The sequence below is a fragment of the Mucilaginibacter flavidus genome (genome assembly GCF_024055575.1).
Taxonomy (GTDB): Bacteria; Bacteroidota; Bacteroidia; order Sphingobacteriales; family Sphingobacteriaceae; genus Mucilaginibacter; species Mucilaginibacter flavidus.
Genome location: NZ_JAMXOE010000002.1, coordinates 479,234 through 496,782 on the forward strand (window position 1 = coordinate 479,234; position 17,549 = coordinate 496,782).

General features: G+C 42.7%; 14 protein-coding genes. 7 read left to right on the plus strand and 7 right to left on the minus strand.

The features are described from left to right. Positions 1–41: 41 nt before the first annotated feature. Together NAF19_RS06360 and NAF19_RS06365 are read left to right on the plus strand one after the other, a co-directional pair. Positions 42–1,028 (plus strand): toast rack family protein, encoded by a 987-nt coding sequence (locus NAF19_RS06360; protein ID WP_252788982.1) that lies wholly within the window; start codon positions 42–44, stop codon positions 1,026–1,028. Positions 1,029–1,123: 95 nt separating this feature from the next. Further along, positions 1,124–1,768, plus strand: a complete 645-nt coding sequence (locus NAF19_RS06365; RefSeq protein WP_252788983.1) for an RDD family protein — start codon at positions 1,124–1,126, stop codon at positions 1,766–1,768. Positions 1,769–1,940: 172 nt separating this feature from the next. Here the strand turns inward: NAF19_RS06365 and NAF19_RS06370 are convergent, their stop codons facing one another. After that, entirely contained in the window at positions 1,941–2,570 is a 630-nt protein-coding gene (locus NAF19_RS06370) for an RDD family protein (RefSeq protein WP_252788984.1), read from the minus strand. 260 nt (positions 2,571–2,830) lie between these two features. On the opposite strand from NAF19_RS06370, the gene NAF19_RS06375 reads away from it, so the two are divergent. From NAF19_RS06375 to NAF19_RS06385, 3 genes are all read left to right on the plus strand, one after another. Then, on the plus strand, positions 2,831–5,563 hold the full coding sequence (locus tag NAF19_RS06375) for a sensor histidine kinase (protein ID WP_252788985.1): 2,733 nt from the start codon (positions 2,831–2,833) through the stop codon (positions 5,561–5,563). 3 nt (positions 5,564–5,566) lie between these two features. Continuing rightward, positions 5,567–5,911 (plus strand): DUF5655 domain-containing protein, encoded by a 345-nt coding sequence (locus NAF19_RS06380; protein WP_252788986.1) that lies wholly within the window; start codon positions 5,567–5,569, stop codon positions 5,909–5,911. Between the two features lie 163 nt (positions 5,912–6,074). Continuing rightward, on the plus strand, positions 6,075–6,938 hold the full coding sequence (locus NAF19_RS06385) for a hypothetical protein (RefSeq protein WP_252788987.1): 864 nt from the start codon (positions 6,075–6,077) through the stop codon (positions 6,936–6,938). Between the two features lie 443 nt (positions 6,939–7,381). On the opposite strand, the gene ahcY is transcribed toward NAF19_RS06385, so the two are convergent. From ahcY to NAF19_RS06400, 3 genes are all read right to left on the minus strand, one after another. Continuing rightward, positions 7,382–8,698 (minus strand): adenosylhomocysteinase, encoded by a 1,317-nt coding sequence (gene ahcY, locus NAF19_RS06390; protein WP_252788988.1) that lies wholly within the window; start codon positions 8,696–8,698, stop codon positions 7,382–7,384. A gap of 215 nt (positions 8,699–8,913) precedes the next feature. After that, positions 8,914–9,333 (minus strand): bactofilin family protein, encoded by a 420-nt coding sequence (locus tag NAF19_RS06395; RefSeq protein ID WP_252788989.1) that lies wholly within the window; start codon positions 9,331–9,333, stop codon positions 8,914–8,916. 14 nt (positions 9,334–9,347) lie between these two features. Beyond that, positions 9,348–10,214 carry a M23 family metallopeptidase gene (locus NAF19_RS06400; RefSeq protein ID WP_252788990.1) on the minus strand — a complete coding sequence of 289 codons (867 nt, stop codon included), beginning with the start codon at positions 10,212–10,214 and terminating at the stop codon, positions 9,348–9,350. A 281-nt stretch (positions 10,215–10,495) separates the two neighbouring features. Here NAF19_RS06400 and NAF19_RS06405 point away from each other — a divergent pair, with 281 nt between their 5' ends. After that, positions 10,496–10,906 carry a BrxA/BrxB family bacilliredoxin gene (locus NAF19_RS06405; RefSeq protein WP_252788991.1) on the plus strand — a complete coding sequence of 137 codons (411 nt, stop codon included), beginning with the start codon at positions 10,496–10,498 and terminating at the stop codon, positions 10,904–10,906. Between the two features lie 72 nt (positions 10,907–10,978). Here NAF19_RS06405 and NAF19_RS06410 read toward each other — a convergent pair whose 3' ends face one another. The 3 genes from NAF19_RS06410 to NAF19_RS06420 form a co-directional block, all read right to left on the minus strand. Then, positions 10,979–11,629 (minus strand): porin family protein, encoded by a 651-nt coding sequence (locus tag NAF19_RS06410; RefSeq protein ID WP_252788992.1) that lies wholly within the window; start codon positions 11,627–11,629, stop codon positions 10,979–10,981. A gap of 81 nt (positions 11,630–11,710) precedes the next feature. Beyond that, on the minus strand, positions 11,711–13,225 hold the full coding sequence (locus tag NAF19_RS06415; RefSeq protein WP_252788993.1) for an alpha/beta hydrolase-fold protein: 1,515 nt from the start codon (positions 13,223–13,225) through the stop codon (positions 11,711–11,713). 137 nt (positions 13,226–13,362) lie between these two features. After that, positions 13,363–15,735 carry an ABC transporter permease gene (locus NAF19_RS06420; protein WP_252788994.1) on the minus strand — a complete coding sequence of 791 codons (2,373 nt, stop codon included), beginning with the start codon at positions 15,733–15,735 and terminating at the stop codon, positions 13,363–13,365. 533 nt (positions 15,736–16,268) lie between these two features. On the opposite strand from NAF19_RS06420, the gene NAF19_RS06425 reads away from it, so the two are divergent. Beyond that, a complete protein-coding gene (locus tag NAF19_RS06425; protein WP_252788995.1) occupies positions 16,269–17,549 on the plus strand; it encodes a metal-dependent hydrolase family protein in 1,281 nt (426 codons plus the stop codon).

Genomic DNA, 17,549 nt, shown 5'->3' on the forward strand with positions numbered 1-17,549 from the left:
TAACGGCCGGTATTAACCGGACCAACTAAAATAGAATTAAAATGAGAAACGATAAAATAATCCCGGGTATAATCCTGGTTGCAATTGGAGCAGCTATACTGCTTGCCAATTTTGGGTACCTGCACTTCTATTGGTACAACATCTTTCGCTTATGGCCAATATTTTTGGTTATTGCAGGTGTAAACCTGGTACTTGCCAATAATAAAACCGTATGGGCCGGCGCGTTAAAAATTGCCGTAATAGTAATAGGTATTGGGTTTTTGTTTTTTGGCAACACCGGCGATAATTATGGTTTTTGGTCGCGCCACAATTGGCATTCATGGCACCGGAATGACAACAACAATGATAACAATGACAACGATAATAACAATGATGATAACGACGATAATGGCGACCGTACCCCTGGCAAAAATGTATTTAGCCAGCCATTTGCAAATAATGTAAGGGTTGCCAGGTTAAATATAAATGGCGGTGCAACAAGCTATTACCTATCCGACACCACTAACCAGTTGTTTGCCGCCAATACCAACGATAACAGGGACAGGTACATTTTCTCGAGCAGCGTTAGTGATTCGGTTACAGTAGTTGATTTTAAAATGAAAAACCATAACGGCTTTAATTTCAACTCGGACGATGACAACAGGGTTAACATGGCGCTGAACCCTAACCCGGTATGGATGATCAACATTGATGCGGGCGCAGCAAAAGTTGATTTTGATTTCTCAAAATTCAAAATAAAATCGCTTGACGTGCGTGGCGGGGCTGCAGCTTTTGATATTAAACTGGGCCAGCCATTAACCACTACAAACGTGGAAGTAAACACCGGTGTATCAGCAGTTGATATCAAAATCCCTGAAAATGCTGCTTGCAGCATCGAGTCGAACTCAGGTTTATCAGGCAATGATTTTGAAGGCTTCACCAAAACGCATGATAATTTTTACGAAACTGCCAATTTCGCAACTGCAAAAAACAAATTGTACATACACATTAATGGCGGCTTATCAGGCTTTAATGTAAGCAGGTATTAATATTTGTTGAAAGGTTTTAACGTTGAAAGGTTGTAATGTTGCTGAAACGTTACAACCTTTCGGCTTTTGTACCGGTTTTAGTTTAATTTTGAGTTATGGAACCTTCCAACGTTACAACATTACAACCTTCCAACGGCAATGCCTACTTCCTCGTTATCAATGGCAAACCCCAGGGGCCGTTTAGTGTTGCGCAGTTAAAGGAACACAAGATACGGCCTGGCGATTTTCTAAAAACCGCCGCTATGGACGACTACAAAGAGGCCCATGAAATTGCGGAATTGCGCGAATTGCTTGGTTTTAGAAAGCAGTCCGTTATCCCCCAATACTTCGGCAGTTTCGACCAGCGTCTGATGGCTGTGGCAATTGACTGGTTTTTTGTTTGGGGTGCCTGTATTATTATCGCCTTTTTACTGGTACTATTTGTTAATAATGCTGCCACCCGATCAGTAATAGCCCTAAGTACGCTTGTTTTAGCGCCTGTGGTTAGCATAATTTACCACATTGTTATGGAGTGCTCGGCAAAACAGGCCACTTTCGGCAAACAAATCTTAAAGATTAAAGTGTGCGATATGCAGGGTGAACGCATCAGCGCCGGCATGTCGGTTGTACGCAACCTGGCAAGAATTTTTTCGGTGGCAACGTTCTTTGTAGGTTACGTGATAAGCTTTTTTACCAAACAGCAGCAAGCGCTTCACGATATGATTGCAGGTACGCTGGTGATGAAGGACAGGCTGGTTTAAGTTGGCAGTAAGTAGTGGGCAGTATTCCTATCGTCGGTTAACTGCGGCTTTGTCTGCTGTCTTTACAGGCCTTCAATAAAAGAGGGCGACTGCAAACTGCCAACTAAAAACTGCCAACTATTTCATCCTTCTGAACACATAAGTATAATATGCGCAGCCCATTTTCGGTAAACTACAGTTTAACTACATACGTGCGGGCAAGCTGATCATGCAGGGCTTGCTTATGTTCAGTAAAAAAGATGGTCACGAAGCCGATGTAGAGAAGGAAAACCGAAACGGCTTTGCCGAAACTGCGTAATAGCGCATTCACAAAAGTAAGACCCATTCCATCGATATCAACAACTACCAGCCTGCAAATTTTCTTGCCGATGCTGCCTTTCATCGGTGATGCCTCGCAAACGGTATTATAAATAATCAATGGGATAATAAAGCTAAGCTGAACAATAAATAACTCACGGGGCGACGCTTTTAACAACGCTGCATACGACGGCATGGCATGAACAATGCCTTGTGCTATTAAGGCGTTTACAATGAAACTTGCCGAAACCGATATTAAAAAATAATCAATAATCCATGCTAAAAACCGCCAGCCAAATGAGGCAAGGTTATCGCCGGTGGGCAGGTATATCCCCTGTGATTCGAAATAAGGATAAAACTCGGGCAGATCACAGGCATCCTGCCAGGTATCAGCCAGGGGCGATAATATCCTTGTGTGGATATCCAGGTCCATGGCTTTTAATTCATTAAACGTGTACGGGCCTTGTTGCTCTCCGTCTTCTAAAATATAATATTCTTGTGCCATGCTTAACTAGTGCGATTTTGAAAGATATGATATCAGCGTTTGTTTTTGATTTTACCCTGGGCTGTATTAAAAGATACCTAACCGCTGTAAAGTTAAACCCTTTAACAGCAAAATTGAGTGGGTTTCATATTTTTTTGTACTGGCGATGATAAAGTAGCAAACTGTTGTATTGAATAAAATGTATAATTTTATTGAACTAGGAAAAACTGAGCTCCAAACGGTGTAAATAACAATATGCCGACCCGGGCTCCTCTAAAATTATGAGCAAACAGCCGATACCCCAAAATGAAAAGGCACGCTTAAGAGCGCTTCGCAACTATGAAATTTTAGATACATTAAGCGAAGCTGAGTTTGACCGGATTACGGAATTAGCATCGATTATATGCGATGTGCCCATTTCGCTGATAACACTTATCGACGAAAAAAGGCAATGGTTTAAATCGGCGAAGGGCATTGCAGGAACGGAAACGCCCAGGGATGTAGCATTTTGCAGGTATACCATAATGGATACTGCAATTTTAGAGGTTGAAGACGCCACCAAGGACGATAGGTTTAAAGAAAATGAATTTGTTGTTAATGAGCCCGCCATCCGTTTTTATGCCGGCTACCCTTTGGTCGACCCGCAGGGCCATGCCCTGGGTTCATTATGCGTAATTGACCAAAAACCTAAAACATTAACAGCAAAACAGAAAAAGGCGCTCGAATTGTTAGCTGCGGAAGCTATTTCGCTTATAGTTGAACGGAGGCAAAAAGAGGAACTGCGGAACTTTGAAAAGCTTTTCACCCTATCAAATGATTTGGTTTTTGTTGGAGGGATCGATGGGTTTTTCAAAAAAATAAACCCCGCATTTACAAAATTATTTGGCTGGAGTGAAGAACATATATTAAATACTTCGAGTTTTGAGTTTTACCATCCGGACGATATTGAAAGTACTGCAAAGGAGCTGCAAAGATTAGCAGATGGCCGCAGTACCATTAACTTTTTACAGCGCTTTAAAACCAGCACCGGCGAGTACAAGACCATCGAATGGACATCGACACCCGAAACTGTCAGTGGCCATATATTCGGTATAGGGCGCGATGTGTCTGACTTAATTTTGAAGGAAAAACAACTTGCCACCAGCGAGGAAAAACTAAGGATATTTTTCCAAAACTCCCTTGGCTTGATGTTTACGCACGATTTAAAGGGCAAATTTCTTTCGATAAACAATGCGGGCGCAGCAGTTTTGGGTTATACTCCGGCTGAACTGATGCAAATGTCGCTATACGATGTTAGCCTGCCCGGGTTCCATACAGCAGTGGATGAGTATCTCGAAAAAATTCAAAAGGACGGCACATCGCAAGGGCAAACATCAACGCAGCATAAGGACGGCTCCTTGCATATATGGATGTACAACAACTTTCTTGAAAATAGTACAGACGGGGAACCTTACGTTATTGTTAACGGGATGGACATCACCAAGAGATATAATTTGGAAAAGGACCTTAAGCGCACCACCCAAATGCTGGAACAAACCAACCAGGTTGCCCGCGTTGGCGGATGGGAATATGATGTGACTAAGAAAAAATTATATTGGTCGAATGTTACTAAAGAGATCCATGGCTTAAATAAAGATTATGATCCGGACGTTGACTCAGGAATTAATTTCTATGCCGATGACGAAACTCGTCACAGGATCCACAATGTTTTTAACCTCGCCATTTCGACCGGCACCCCCTGGAACGAGGAACGACAAATGACCACCGCCCGCGGCGAAAAAATCTGGGTGCGCTCAATTGGCAACGCTGAATTTGAGAATGGAGAATGCAAAAGACTTTATGGCACATTCCAGGATATAAACGCCTATAAATTGAGCGAACTGGCCCTGAAACAATCCCTTGAAACGCAGGAGAAGCTTAACGATATAATGTTTGAGCACATTGAACTGATTGAGCAGCAGGATAAAACGATTGAAAAAATACAGGAGTTTAAATTCCTTGCGGATTCTATCCCTCAAATTATATGGACGGCCAATACTGATGGCATTTTTAATTACTATAACAAGCATTGGTTTGATTTTACCGGCTTAACTTTTGACGATACCATTGAAAAAGGTTGGGAACCCGTGCTTCATCCTGAGGGCTTCAAAAAGCATATAAAGGCCTGGAACGAATCGCTTCGCACCGGCAATCCCTACCAGGTTGAAATACAATTTAAAAGGGCAACCGACGGAATTTATAAGTGGCATCTATGTCGCGCATTGCCGATGAAAGATGACCGGGGCAAAGTTATCAAATGGTTTGGCTCCTGCACCGACATTGACGAATACAAACGCGCGCTGGACCTTGAAAACCGTGTAAGCCAGTTTGAAGACTTTAACCGCATAGTTGCCCATAACCTGCGCGGACCTGCGGGTAGCATTGATATGATATTAGATATGATTGGCGATTCCGAATCGGAAGATGAAAAAGCCGATTACCTGAAAATGTTAAAACAATCAAGCACCACGCTTATTACTACGCTTAACGACTTGATGAAAGTACTGGAGGTACGAAACAATCAAAACCTGCCATACGACGACTGTAACCTCGATGAACTGACCGGCAACGTAAAAAAAATGCTGGCAGGGCAAATCGCTTCAAAACGCGCTGTGATAAATACAGATTTCAGCGTGCCGGTGATGAAGTTCCCAAAAATGTATCTCGAGAGCATATTTTATAACATGATAAGCAACTCGTTAAAATACAACAAGGCCGATGTTGCACCCGAAATTAATATCACCTCGGCTGTCACTGATGGTCGCGTAACGCTTAAATTCACCGATAATGGCCTGGGAATTGATTTGAAACGCCACGGCGCCAAAATATTCAAGCTCAACCACACTTTTCACAGTGGATATGACAGCAAAGGCGTAGGCTTGTTTATGACTAAAACGCAGATAGAAACATTTGGCGGTAATATTAGTGTTGAAAGTGAGCCGGGAATTGGGACCACATTTACAATCGTGTTTTAATCTATGCCTTACATCTGCCCAAAATGCGAGCGGGAATTAATTAGTGAGCATCAAAGCCACTATTGTGCTAAAGTAAGTCTCGATGATTTATTTAAGGGCAAAAGTGATGAACTGCTTTTACTATTTGATAAGCTTTTGGCTGAAGTTGCCGACTGGCCCGATGTTTTGGTAGGCACCACACCCAATTGCATCACGTTTGTGCACCGGCAAACATTCTTCGTCATCCGCCCCATGCAAAAACAGCTTGACCTGAAATTTTATTCCGTTAAACCGATTGAGATACCACAGGTAAAAACTATTGCGACCGGGCAGGTATCAAAACAGCATCAGGCTAAGCAGCACCAATGAATTAAGGCCGCAGCTTTTTGGGTGGATAAGGGAATCGTATGAGTTGTTGTAATCTAAAAAAAGCTGCCGGAATAGCGTAATTATAATGTCAGACAATACCTATATTAGTGCTAATATGGTAAAGTTCTAAAATATGCCTCTTCAGCGGTTATACCAATCTTTAATGATACCGGCCCTCGCTGTTATTTTATTTTGCGTACTTAATTCATTTAATTTTTCCTCTCAACAGAAATTCCGTGGTATAAATGACAGCCTTAGGGGCCACGTCAAAACGGAAACCTATTTTTATTATGAATCCAATAAAACCGGAGACGCTCCTGATAGCAATTGGAATTACAAAAGGGTTCATAATTATAACAAAAAGGAGCAGGTAGAATCAATTTACTATTATAATGCGCAAAACAAAGTGGATAGTGAAGCGACGATTATAATGAAATATGATAGTAAAGGAAGAGAAATATCTACCACAAACTTATTGAGAAGCTTTTCCAATAAGACTGCATACTCAAATAATAAAAATGGTAATGAAGTCCAAATAAATAGCTCTGATTCAGACCTTCCCGATTCTAAATGGGTGTCCGATAAAAGCGCAATGATAGATACCTCATTTATATATCGTAGGGATGGCACTTCGACATTGAACTATGTTCGCCGTAAAAATAAAAATGGTGATATTGTAGAAGAAAGGCAATTTGACGAGGCAGGACACGTGACAGAAACAGAAAATTATACCTATGACGACCATCACAACAAATTGACGGAAATCAGGATTGATAATAACGGCGAAAAACATTTGCATTTTTTTGAGTATGATAAGTTTGGAAATGAGACATTTGAAAGAGCCGTAAATGACATGTATATCGGCGGCTGGCGGGTAGGTGAAAGTGATCCGACAAATAAAGATATTATTTATTACCGCCTTAAATACTCGGAATTTGACAAGCATGATAACTGGCTTAAAGAAGAAGCCCTCTTCAAGGGTAAAGCCGTTAAAAAACTGATGAGGAAAATTGAATATTACGATTAATGTTTAAAACAGGGGACAACAAAAAGGGCACAGTTCTAAAACTATCTAATATACCGGCTTAAACGCGCGGCAGTTGTCGTAAGTGCCCAGCGTTTTTGGCGTGCGCATAAGTGCCAGGCTAATATCCGCAAAACTGCAAATTTCGACATTAAAAACGAGTAAATGCTGACACTGTTTTGTCAGTACTTTTTACATTTTTTGTAGTGACTTTAAAGAAAAAAACACCTTGATGCACTGGAAATGCACTTTTTACCGGAATGATTGGCGGTTTCACTGTTCCACCCTGTTCTATATGTTTCACTGTGAACAGGAACGTTTTTTGCCAATTATTACAACCGCGTTGCTACCCTCCCGTGATGATTACATCAGCAGCCTAACCGCACGAAAAAGGGAGCAACTTACGCCGCTCCCTCATATATTTTACCTTTCAGGTATCAAGTCAATTAGTACCTGTAATACTCCGGTTTAAACGGTCCTTCAACAGTTACGCCGATATAGTCAGCCTGTTCCTGGTCTAAAACTTCCAGCTCAACGCCAATTTTGGCAAGGTGTAGGCGGGCAACTTTTTCGTCAAGGTGTTTTGGCAGGGTGTAAACTTTGTTTTCGTATGCAGCGCCATTGTTCCAAAGCTCAAGTTGGGCTAAGGTTTGGTTGGTGAACGAGTTACTCATTACAAAGCTTGGGTGACCTGTTGCACAGCCTAAGTTTACCAAACGGCCTTCGGCTAATATGATAAGGTCTTTACCATCAATGGTGTATTTATCAACCTGTGGTTTAATTTCAATTTTAGTATTGCCATAAGCGCCGTTTAACCAGGCCATGTCAATCTCGTTATCAAAGTGACCAATGTTACAAACGATGGCTTTATCCTTCAACGCGCGGAAATGCTGCTCGCGAACAATGTTCATATTACCGGTTGCAGTAACAACAATATCAGCCTCGGCAATAGCAGTACCCAGCTTTTTAACTTCGAAACCTTCCATTGCTGCCTGTAAAGCACAGATAGGATCAATTTCGGTAACTATGACACGTACACCTGCATTGCGCAGTGAATCGGCAGAACCTTTACCTACGTCGCCATAACCGCAAACAACGGCCACTTTACCGGCCATCATAACGTCAGTTGCACGACGGATGGCGTCAACCAACGATTCGCGGCAACCGTATTTATTGTCAAATTTCGACTTGGTAACCGAGTCGTTAACGTTGATTGCAGGCATTGGAAGTGTTCCGGCTTTCATGCGCTCATATAAGCGGTGTACACCAGTGGTGGTTTCTTCTGATAAACCTTTTATGCCTTCAATCAGTTCAGGGAACCTGTCTAATACCATATTGGTTAAATCACCGCCGTCATCCAAAATCATATTTAATGGCTTGCGGTCTTCACCAAAGAATAATGTTTGCTCAATGCACCAGTCAAACTCTTCAGCGTTCATACCTTTCCAGGCATAAACCGAAGTACCGGCGGCAGCAATAGCAGCGGCAGCGTGATCCTGGGTCGAGAATATATTACATGACGACCAGGTAACTTCTGCTCCCAGTTCAATCAAAGTTTCAATTAAAACAGCGGTCTGGATAGTCATGTGCAGGCAGCCGGCAATGCGTGCGCCTTTCAATGCTTTCGACGGGCCGTACTCCTTACGTAAAGCCATTAAGCCCGGCATTTCTGCTTCGGCTAATTCAATTTCTTTGCGGCCCCATTGGGCTAAAGAGATATCTTTTACTTTGAATTTTACAAATTCGGTCTCTACTGATGACATACCTTTTCTTAGTTTTTTTTCAAAGGTAAGGCATCAGTTTATGAAAATGAAATAAGGAAGTTTAAGTTGCCATAGGGCAACTTAAATGTTCATTGGTTCACTTGTTCATTAGTTCATAGGTATCGTTTTAAGAAGCAGGCGGTTTATACAGCATAGATATCGCACAGAAAAGCTATCGAACTTTTCACCAACTACTGAACTAATGAACCAATGAACTAACCTACCTCAATAACCTTCTGCTCAACTCTAGGCAATTTATTTGCCTGGGCGAGTTTGTTATTCTGGGTCATTGACAGGCTGCCGTTGTAAACAGCGCCATTTTCAACCTGCAGGGTTTGGGTACGTATTTCGCCGGTAACTTTGCCCGAGGCTTTTATTTCGAGGGAGTTTGTTTGGATATTACCGTGCACTTCGCCGTATATAACCATTTCCTTGGTAATGACGTTGCCCTGGATGGTTCCTTTTTCGCCAATTATCAAGCCTTCATCAACCATTACATCGCCGGTGACTTGCCCGTCGATACGTGCATAGGCAGGTGCTTTTAGGTTGCCATCAAAAATACATCCCTCACTAATCAATGTGGATATTGATTGCAAATCCAATGCAACTTTCTCTTTTTTCGAAAATAATGCCATGATTGGTTTTGTTATTAATTATTAAGCGTTAAAAACTTAATGGGGTTAATAGCCTTGCCGTCTTTGCGCACTTCATAATGTAAATGGTTACCGGTTGAGTGCCCGGTTGAACCTATTTCGCCAATTTTTTGGCCTACGGTAACTTCCTGCCCCACTTTTACTGTGATGCGCGAAAGATGCCCGTATAAAGTTTCAAAATTATTGGCGTGGGCAATTCTAACACAATTGCCGTAGCCGCCGTAACGCCCTGCAAAAACAACTTTACCAGTTGCGGTACATTTTGCTTCGTCCCCGCGTTCACCTTTAAAATCAATGCCGGGATGAAACTCGGCGTTGGATGTATTAAAAGGGTCGCTGCGATAGCCAAAATACGATGTCAATGAGCTTACCCGCGGATAACCCATTGGCGTAAAAGCCACGGTATGCACCAGGCGATTTAAATATTCGTCATACAGCGAGTAGGTTTCTGAATCGGTAAGCTTGGCTGCTTCGGCGTTGCCATTGCCGCCAACAGCTTTAGTTGCAAAGCCTTTTAAGCCGCGTTTTTTTAGATAGTCGTTTATTGTTTTAAGCTTAACTTCGATAGATTGAATGTAATCCTGGGCAGTGGTTGCCTTTTTTTGTTCGATATCGGCTGGGGGAACCTCACCTTTAAGCTTAGTAAGTTGGGCTACAAGGCGTTGTTTTTCTTCTTCCTGCTGCTGGCTTTTGTGGGTAAGGTATATTACCGAAAGGGTTAATACTGTAATTACTGCTAAAATACCGAGCACGTAATGTCTCAGCCTTTCGATGTGTTTTGTTTTAACCTGCAGCGTTTGCGAGCCTTCTTTGTTTTTGTTTACAATAATAACTGTACTTACGTCAGACGGTTTCAATTTCATCGTAACTTTAATTAGGGGTAGCAATATAGTTAATGCCTTTAGAAAATCAAAATGATGTTTTCGTTAATATTTGAAAATCAGAAGGTTTCATTTATTGTGTAAGAACTCAAAACTTTCTGATTTTTCACGCTTGTTCTTTGCGATTTCTCAACTCCCGGACTTTCCGACTTCGGACTTCCGACTTCTCCCCGTCCGTCAGCAAATTGTTATTATTCGCATTTTTAAACGTTTACTGCTTATCATTTCTTATTTTTGTATTTAAAATTTAGAAAACAGAAAAAATGTATCCGGAATATTTAGTAGCCCCAATGCGGGAAGAACTGACCAGGGTTGGCTTTGAAGAGTTAAAAGATGCAGATGCGGTTACCAAAGCTATTGAAAGCGAAGGAACAGTGTTTGTGATGGTAAATTCGGTTTGCGGGTGTGCTGCAGCCAACGCACGCCCTGCTGCACGTATGGCAGCACAAAGTGAAAAACATCCCGATAAGCTGGTAACAGTTTTTGCAGGAATGGAAACCGATGCAGTGAATAAGGCGCGTAATTACATGCTGCCTTACCCTCCGTCATCGCCTTCAATGGCGCTGTTTAAGGATGGAAAACTGGTACACATCATCGAGCGTCATCAAATTGAAGGACGTCCTGCACAAATGATTGCCGATAATCTTATTGGTGCCTTTGAACAATATTGCTAAAGATTTTTATACCTATAAAATAAAACCCGGCTGGCGTTTGCTAACCGGGTTTTTGTTTTTTAATCACTTTGATTATTTAAAGAAATACCCCAACGAAAACCCAAGCGCCTGGTTATGAATACGAACGGCGGCATCGTTCGACAGGTTCTGTATGCCAAGGCCATACTGAACGCTTAGGGTTACGTTGCTGTTAAACTGGTAACCGCCAATAAAATTAAAGCCAAAATCCGGGTTGTGTATTTCATCAACGCCGCTGCCGAAATGTACGGACTGGGTTTGACTGGTTGGCTGCCCGTTAGCATCAGTAAGTAAAGGTGCACTGCCCGACAGGCCGAAACCCACATAAGGGCCGCCGCCTATAAATACGCTGCCTTTGCGTACAGGCGCATGGTATAAAAAGTTAACAGGGATTTCGAGGTAGTTGAACGTCACTTTCGAAGCTGTTAGGCCCACCGTCCCGCTGCCATCACCGTTTGTGGTCGAACTGCCGCCTTTTGTGCTGTACAATATCCCTGGTTGTATAGAGAATGATTTATCAAATTTAAAATCAACCACTCCGCCAACGTGAAAGCCTGTTAAGCTGGCTGAAGTTCCGGTAAGGTTGCTAACCGTAGCTGAAAATGTAGAGAAATTAACCCCTGCCTTTACGCCATAAGTTATTGTTTGTGCATAAATGCTCGTTGCGCCAATCAGCGCGATAGTTAGTAAGAGTAATTTCTTCATGAATCGGGATTTAAGTGGTTAATATATAAAGGTAAACAAATGCAATTAAACTAAGTCATTCGTAATTTTATGCCATGTACCTTACCTGCGCCCGTACTGCAATGCATACGGAATAGGTATCGGCATTTTTTTCACGATGTTATCGGGAGTAACGTATACCAATTCAAGCTTACGGCCACCATCCTTCTGAAAATATTCTATCCGCAAAGGGTAAAAGCCTTTTTTTAACGGAACGATGTATGATCGCGCCAGGTCATCACCATGCAGGCCGTCAAGATCAATTATCAGCTTGTCGCCGAGATATACCTTTGAGCCATCGTCTGATGACATTCCAAAAATATAATAACCCTCCTGCTTAATTTCAAATTCCCCTTCAACAACCACCCCAAAATTATTTTGACGGGGCAGTTTATTTATATCGAAAGTACTGTCGGCAACACCTTCTTTAACGGGCGTTAAATTTTTAAAATCCGGCAGTTTATCCCATTCACCTTCGTAATAGGCATAATTAAACCCGCCGGGTTTGTAATTTTTTTTAAGCGGTGTTGTGGCCAGGTAGTTGCCGGCCCTAAACTCGCCGGTAATGGCTTTGTCGAATTTAGGGTTGCTGGCAATCCGGCGAAAGGTAACTGTTGCTGGGCCCGGCAAATCTATTTCGGGCTTTACAAGCGGCGATGTTATCGAAGGCTGCGAACCATCAAGCGTATAATGTACCTTCGTAGTATCATCAAAGTACCAAATTTTTATCGGTTTGTCCTTTAAAACAATGCCGTTGGTTGGGTGGAACACAATGGGCCTCCCGCCATAATCGCTGTACGCAAACCTTAAACCGTCGTACATGTTTTTCAACCTTACTGTACCGTGCGATTCGCCGGGATAAGCTTTTACTACCCATCTAAAACCAGCGGGCGCGTCTTTTTTCAACAGGCTGTCCATGGGGTTAATGTTCATCTCTTTCATGCCCTGCCCTTCTCGTCCACCTATATAAAGCGCTTTTCCTTTATTAGCCAGCGAAGGTAATTTGTCCTTAACCTGCTTAAGCATAACGCCATTATCCCACCAATAGCTTGGGTCGCCCGCAATGTAATTGGTAAAAAGCTGCGGCTCATTCAATAAGGCATAAGTAACAAATACGCCACCGAATGAATGGCCGAAGAGTGTATTATCGCCATCAGTGGGGTAAGTTTTGTCGATATACGGTATTAACTCGTCCTTAAAAAATTTAAGAAATTTATATGCAGAACCCGATGTTTTGTTACCGTTGGAATGGGTCGGCAAAAAGTCCCTGTCGCGGTCGGTATTTATCAGGCCGACGATTATTGTTGGCGGCATACCGCCTTCGCTTTCGATAAAACGCTGTATATCGCTTGCCAGCTTTATGTTCCCATCGTCTAATACGTAAAGTACGTCAAATTTACCTGCCTGGCCTGCTTTATATTTCTCCGGTAATATTACCTGGATGACACGTTTCTCATTTAACACAACCGAATTAATGGAATCGCGCTTACCGGGCATATCTTGCGCACGGGCGCAACCAATAAGATTAAATATTAATGCAACAGCAGCGGCAAAAAAAAGGCAGGGTCTATTTTTCATGAGGATAAGCATTTGATTAAAGATAAGACTGTGAATTGACACATATAGTTACAGCCGAAAATTTAATAAATATAAAAAGCAGCCTGTGTTGCAACAGGCTGCGAATAGGATTTAATGTCTTCCGATAGACACCGTGATTACTCTGAACGCAAACTTTTTATAGGATTTATCAGTGCAGCTTTTATTGCATGGAAGCTTACCGTTGCCACGGCCACCAGTATTATCAATCCACCCGAAAGGGCGAACATCCACCATTGTACGGGCGTATGATAGGCGAAAGTCTGCAGCCATTTATCGGTGGCATACCAAGCAACCGGGATAGCGATTAACATGGCAATAACAACCAGCGATAAAAACTCTGTTGAGAGTAATGCAAACAAGGAGCCCACACTGGCACCCAAAACTTTGCGGATACCTATTTCCTTAATACGCCGCTCGGCGGTAAACATTGCCAGGCCTAATAAGCCAAGGCACGATATTAAAATGGCCAGTACGGCAAATGCGTTCGAAAGGTCGCTCACCACCTGCTCATCGTTATATAATTTTTTATATTCTTCGTCGGAGAAGGTATAAGAAAACTGGAAATTGGGGTTTAACTGCCGGTAAAGGTTTTGCAAACTGGCTATTGCCTGTTTTGCTTTCCCCGGTTGCGTCCTGATTAGCGCACTGCCGAAAGACTGATTTTCACCAAAACGTAAAATCATTGGCCTGATTTCTTCATGTAAAGAGTTGTAATGGAAATCCTTTAAAACGCCGATAATCCTGCCCGGCCTTTGACGGAATGTTAACCGCCTGCCCACAGGGTCAGCATAGCCTATTTTTTTTGCCGCAGCTTCGTTAATCAAAAACCCTGTGGTATCACTGGGGAATACCTTCGAATAATCCCTGCCGCTAAGCAACTTCAATTTCATGGTTTGGGTAAAGTTATATCCTACTGCCGCCTGCGTAAACTGCAGGTTTAAATTGGGGTCTTTTCCATCCCAGTCAGTATCGCCGTCGCTGGTTTCAATATTGGTGGGCGTGGTTGTTATACGGGTGACGGATTGAATACCGGGCATCCGTAACGCCTCATCCTTAAAAACTTCAAATTTGGCAGGCAGGGTACCTTCCAATGGCATATAAACCAGGTTTTCCTTGTCGTAACCGAGGTTGATGCATTGAATATAGTTTACCTGCCGGGAAATGATGAGCGTGCCGATAATTACTATAACAGACAATACAAACTGGAACACCACCAACCCTTTACGGAATATGGTACTGCCCGATTCAATTTTCATAGTGCCCTTTAACACTTTAACCGGGTTAAATGACGACAGAAATATCGCAGGGTAACTGCCAGAAACTATACCGGTTATTAAAATAATTGACACCAGTTTCACCCAAAACAGCGGTTGGCTAAACGGCAGGTCAATTTTTTTTTGGGTAACAATATTAAAATACGGCAGCAGCAATGCCAGTAAAAACAGCGCAAATAATACGGCAATCGAAGTTAACAGTACCGACTCCCCTATAAATTGTTTTATCAATACGCCCCGCACCGCGCCGACTACCTTACGCACGCCAATTTCGCGTGCACGTTTTACCGAACGGGCGGTGGTCAGGTTCATGAAATTGATACAGGCTATCAGTAAGATAAAAACTGCGACAATGCTGAACAGGTTAACATAGCCTATGCGGCCGCCTTCCAACTGCCCGTCAACAAAATTACCGTGCAGGTAGAATTCGCTGTATGGCTGCATACCCAGTTCGTTTGAATGCGCCCCTTTTTGCTGGTCGCCATTATACTTGTCCATTAAATGCAGAATCTTTTTTTCTACCAGTGCAGGGTTCGCGTTTTCTCTTAGCTGGATAAACACACCGGGGCCAATGGTAGTAATTTGCCTGGCCCATTCATTTTCCTGCAGAAACCATTCCCAATTGGTTAGGTATTCAAACTTTCGTGATGAGTTTGCCGGGATGTTTTCAAATACCGCAGTAACGCTTAAGTCTTTTTTATCATCATACCGGATGGTTTTCCCCATTGCGTTTTGCGCGCTGCCGAAAAAATCTTCGGCCATTTTCCTGGAGATTGCTATTCCAAGGGGCGCAGTGAGGGCGGTTTTAGGGTTGCCCTGCAACAGTTTATAACTGAACATTTTAAAAAAATCTTCGTTGGCCGAGTTGCCCGCCTGTTTTAATATTTTATCGCCTACCTTAAATATGTGCTGCCCGTTAAAACCAATTGCCGAAGCGTATTCAATTTCGGGAATATTTGTTTTCAAAAGCGTATCCAATATGCCTGACGTACCATAGCTTGCAATAGCTTTATGCTCCGAATAAAAGCGCTCGTAGATGCTGAACAACCGTTTATTGTTTTTATGAAACGTATCAACGTCCAACTCGTTTTGCACCCAAAGCAAAATAAGCAAACTGCAAACAAGCCCAACCGAAAGGCCTGCCATGTTTATAAAGGTATGGGCCTTGTTCCTCACCAGGTTACGCCAGGCCACTTTTAAATAGTTTCGTATCATGTTATTAGTTCATAGTTAATGGTTCATAGATCATAGCCGGAGTCTCTTTTTTTCAACTAATCTCTGGTCTCTAATCACTCACTCCGCAAACTCTTTATCGGGTTAACGATGGCTACTTTTATAGATTCATAACTAACGGTTACCCACGAAATAATTAATGCGATAAATTAATAAACGAATAGGCTTTATGCCTGGTAATGTTTCTCCATGCAATTTTAAAATAGTTTCGTATCATAATAGTTTATCGTTAATCTCGCACGTGCGGGATAGTTCATAGCCGAACCTATTAATATAAAACACATGCCACTTATTTAATTAACTAATTATAAGCAATTTAAAACAGATGTTTACTTCTACAGATGTTCGCATCCGAACAGTTTGCGTGCGGTTTTGACCTGTTGAGCCAATATCACACGAAAAATAAAAGGTTTGGGAGTTGTAACATATTTGAATGCAAGGCTATCATAGCTTTATTGTTAAAAACTTTATAATTTAGCTTTAAATTAACTGACCCGTATTTATCCTAAACGCGTATGATAAAGAACTTTTACTTTATTCTCCTGCTATTTATTGCCCCTGCTACGTTTGCGCAACGCACGTATATCCAGTGTGGCAAACTGATTGACGGCATTGCCGGCAAGGCGCAAACCGAAGTAACCATAGTTGTTGATGGCAATATGATAACCGGTGTCCAAAAAGGCTATGTTAGTGGCAATGCCAGCGACAAGGTTATCGACCTGAAAAACAAAACAGTAATGCCCGGCCTTATTGATTGCCATGTTCACCTGGAAAGCCAGGGTAGTAAGAATTCATTGATAGAAGGCTTTACATTAACCGATGCCTATATAGCTTACAAAGCAGCGGTATACGCTAAACGCACACTGATGGCGGGTTTTACTACGGTGCGCGATTTGGGCGGCAGCGGCGTAAACATCAGCTTGCGTAAGGCTGTGCAAAAAGGCGAAGTTGACGGTCCGCGAATATTTACTGCAGGCAGGGCCATATCCGGCACAGGCGGCCACATGGATAATTCGGTAGGATTCAGGGATGATGCCTTTAACCACAAAATGGGACCTGAAGACGGTGTCGCCGACGGCCGCGACGAATTGATAAAAGCGGTGCGTTTCCAGTTTAAGCGTGGATCGGATGTTATCAAGATAGCCTCAACCGGCGGCGTACTTGATTTGAGCGAAAACAGCTCGGGCGCCGAGTTTTCGGTAGATGAAATAAAAGCTGTGGTTGAAACTGCCAAAGATTACGGACTGCGCGTGGCCTGCCATGCCCATGGTGCCGAAGGGATCAAAAGGGCCATACTTGGCGGGGTTACCTCAATTGAGCATGGCACCTTCATGAACGAGGAAGATATGGAGCTGGCAAAAAAATACGGCACTTATTTGGTGCCTACCATCATTGCCGGGAAATCGGTTGCTGATTCTGCAAAAATAAGCGGCTATTTTCCGCCCGTTATTGCGCGTAAGGCGATGGAAGTTGGCACAGTGATACAGCAAACATTTGGAAAGGCCTACAAGGCGGGTGTAAAAATAGCGTTCGGCACCGATGCCGGTGTGTACGCCCATGGAAAAAACGCCAAGGAATTTGAGTACATGGTTGAGGCCGGAATGCCGCCAATGGAGGCCATAAAAGCTGCAACCACCAGCGCCGCCGATTTGCTGGGCGTAAGCGATAAACTGGGCAGCGTTGAAAAAGGTAAACTTGCCGACATTGTAGCCGTGGACGGCGACCCACTTCAAGACATTAAAACAATGCAACATATGGCCTTTATAATGAAGGACGGGAAAATATACCTGCAATAA

Bases quoted from the DNA above. Each gene is read 5' to 3' on its own strand.
- NAF19_RS06360 (WP_252788982.1), top strand. From the start codon at position 42: ATGAGAAACGATAAAATAATCCCGGGTATAATCCTGGTTGCAATTGGA.
- NAF19_RS06365 (WP_252788983.1), top strand. From the start codon at position 1,124: ATGGAACCTTCCAACGTTACAACATTACAACCTTCCAACGGCAATGCC.
- NAF19_RS06370 (WP_252788984.1), bottom strand. From the start codon at position 2,570: ATGGCACAAGAATATTATATTTTAGAAGACGGAGAGCAACAAGGCCCG.
- NAF19_RS06375 (WP_252788985.1), top strand. From the start codon at position 2,831: ATGAGCAAACAGCCGATACCCCAAAATGAAAAGGCACGCTTAAGAGCG.
- NAF19_RS06380 (WP_252788986.1), top strand. From the start codon at position 5,567: ATGCCTTACATCTGCCCAAAATGCGAGCGGGAATTAATTAGTGAGCAT.
- NAF19_RS06385 (WP_252788987.1), top strand. From the start codon at position 6,075: ATGATACCGGCCCTCGCTGTTATTTTATTTTGCGTACTTAATTCATTT.
- ahcY (WP_252788988.1), bottom strand. From the start codon at position 8,698: ATGTCATCAGTAGAGACCGAATTTGTAAAATTCAAAGTAAAAGATATC.
- NAF19_RS06395 (WP_252788989.1), bottom strand. From the start codon at position 9,333: ATGGCATTATTTTCGAAAAAAGAGAAAGTTGCATTGGATTTGCAATCA.
- NAF19_RS06400 (WP_252788990.1), bottom strand. From the start codon at position 10,214: ATGAAATTGAAACCGTCTGACGTAAGTACAGTTATTATTGTAAACAAA.
- NAF19_RS06405 (WP_252788991.1), top strand. From the start codon at position 10,496: ATGTATCCGGAATATTTAGTAGCCCCAATGCGGGAAGAACTGACCAGG.
- NAF19_RS06410 (WP_252788992.1), bottom strand. From the start codon at position 11,629: ATGAAGAAATTACTCTTACTAACTATCGCGCTGATTGGCGCAACGAGC.
- NAF19_RS06415 (WP_252788993.1), bottom strand. From the start codon at position 13,225: ATGAAAAATAGACCCTGCCTTTTTTTTGCCGCTGCTGTTGCATTAATA.
- NAF19_RS06420 (WP_252788994.1), bottom strand. From the start codon at position 15,735: ATGATACGAAACTATTTAAAAGTGGCCTGGCGTAACCTGGTGAGGAAC.
- NAF19_RS06425 (WP_252788995.1), top strand. From the start codon at position 16,269: ATGATAAAGAACTTTTACTTTATTCTCCTGCTATTTATTGCCCCTGCT.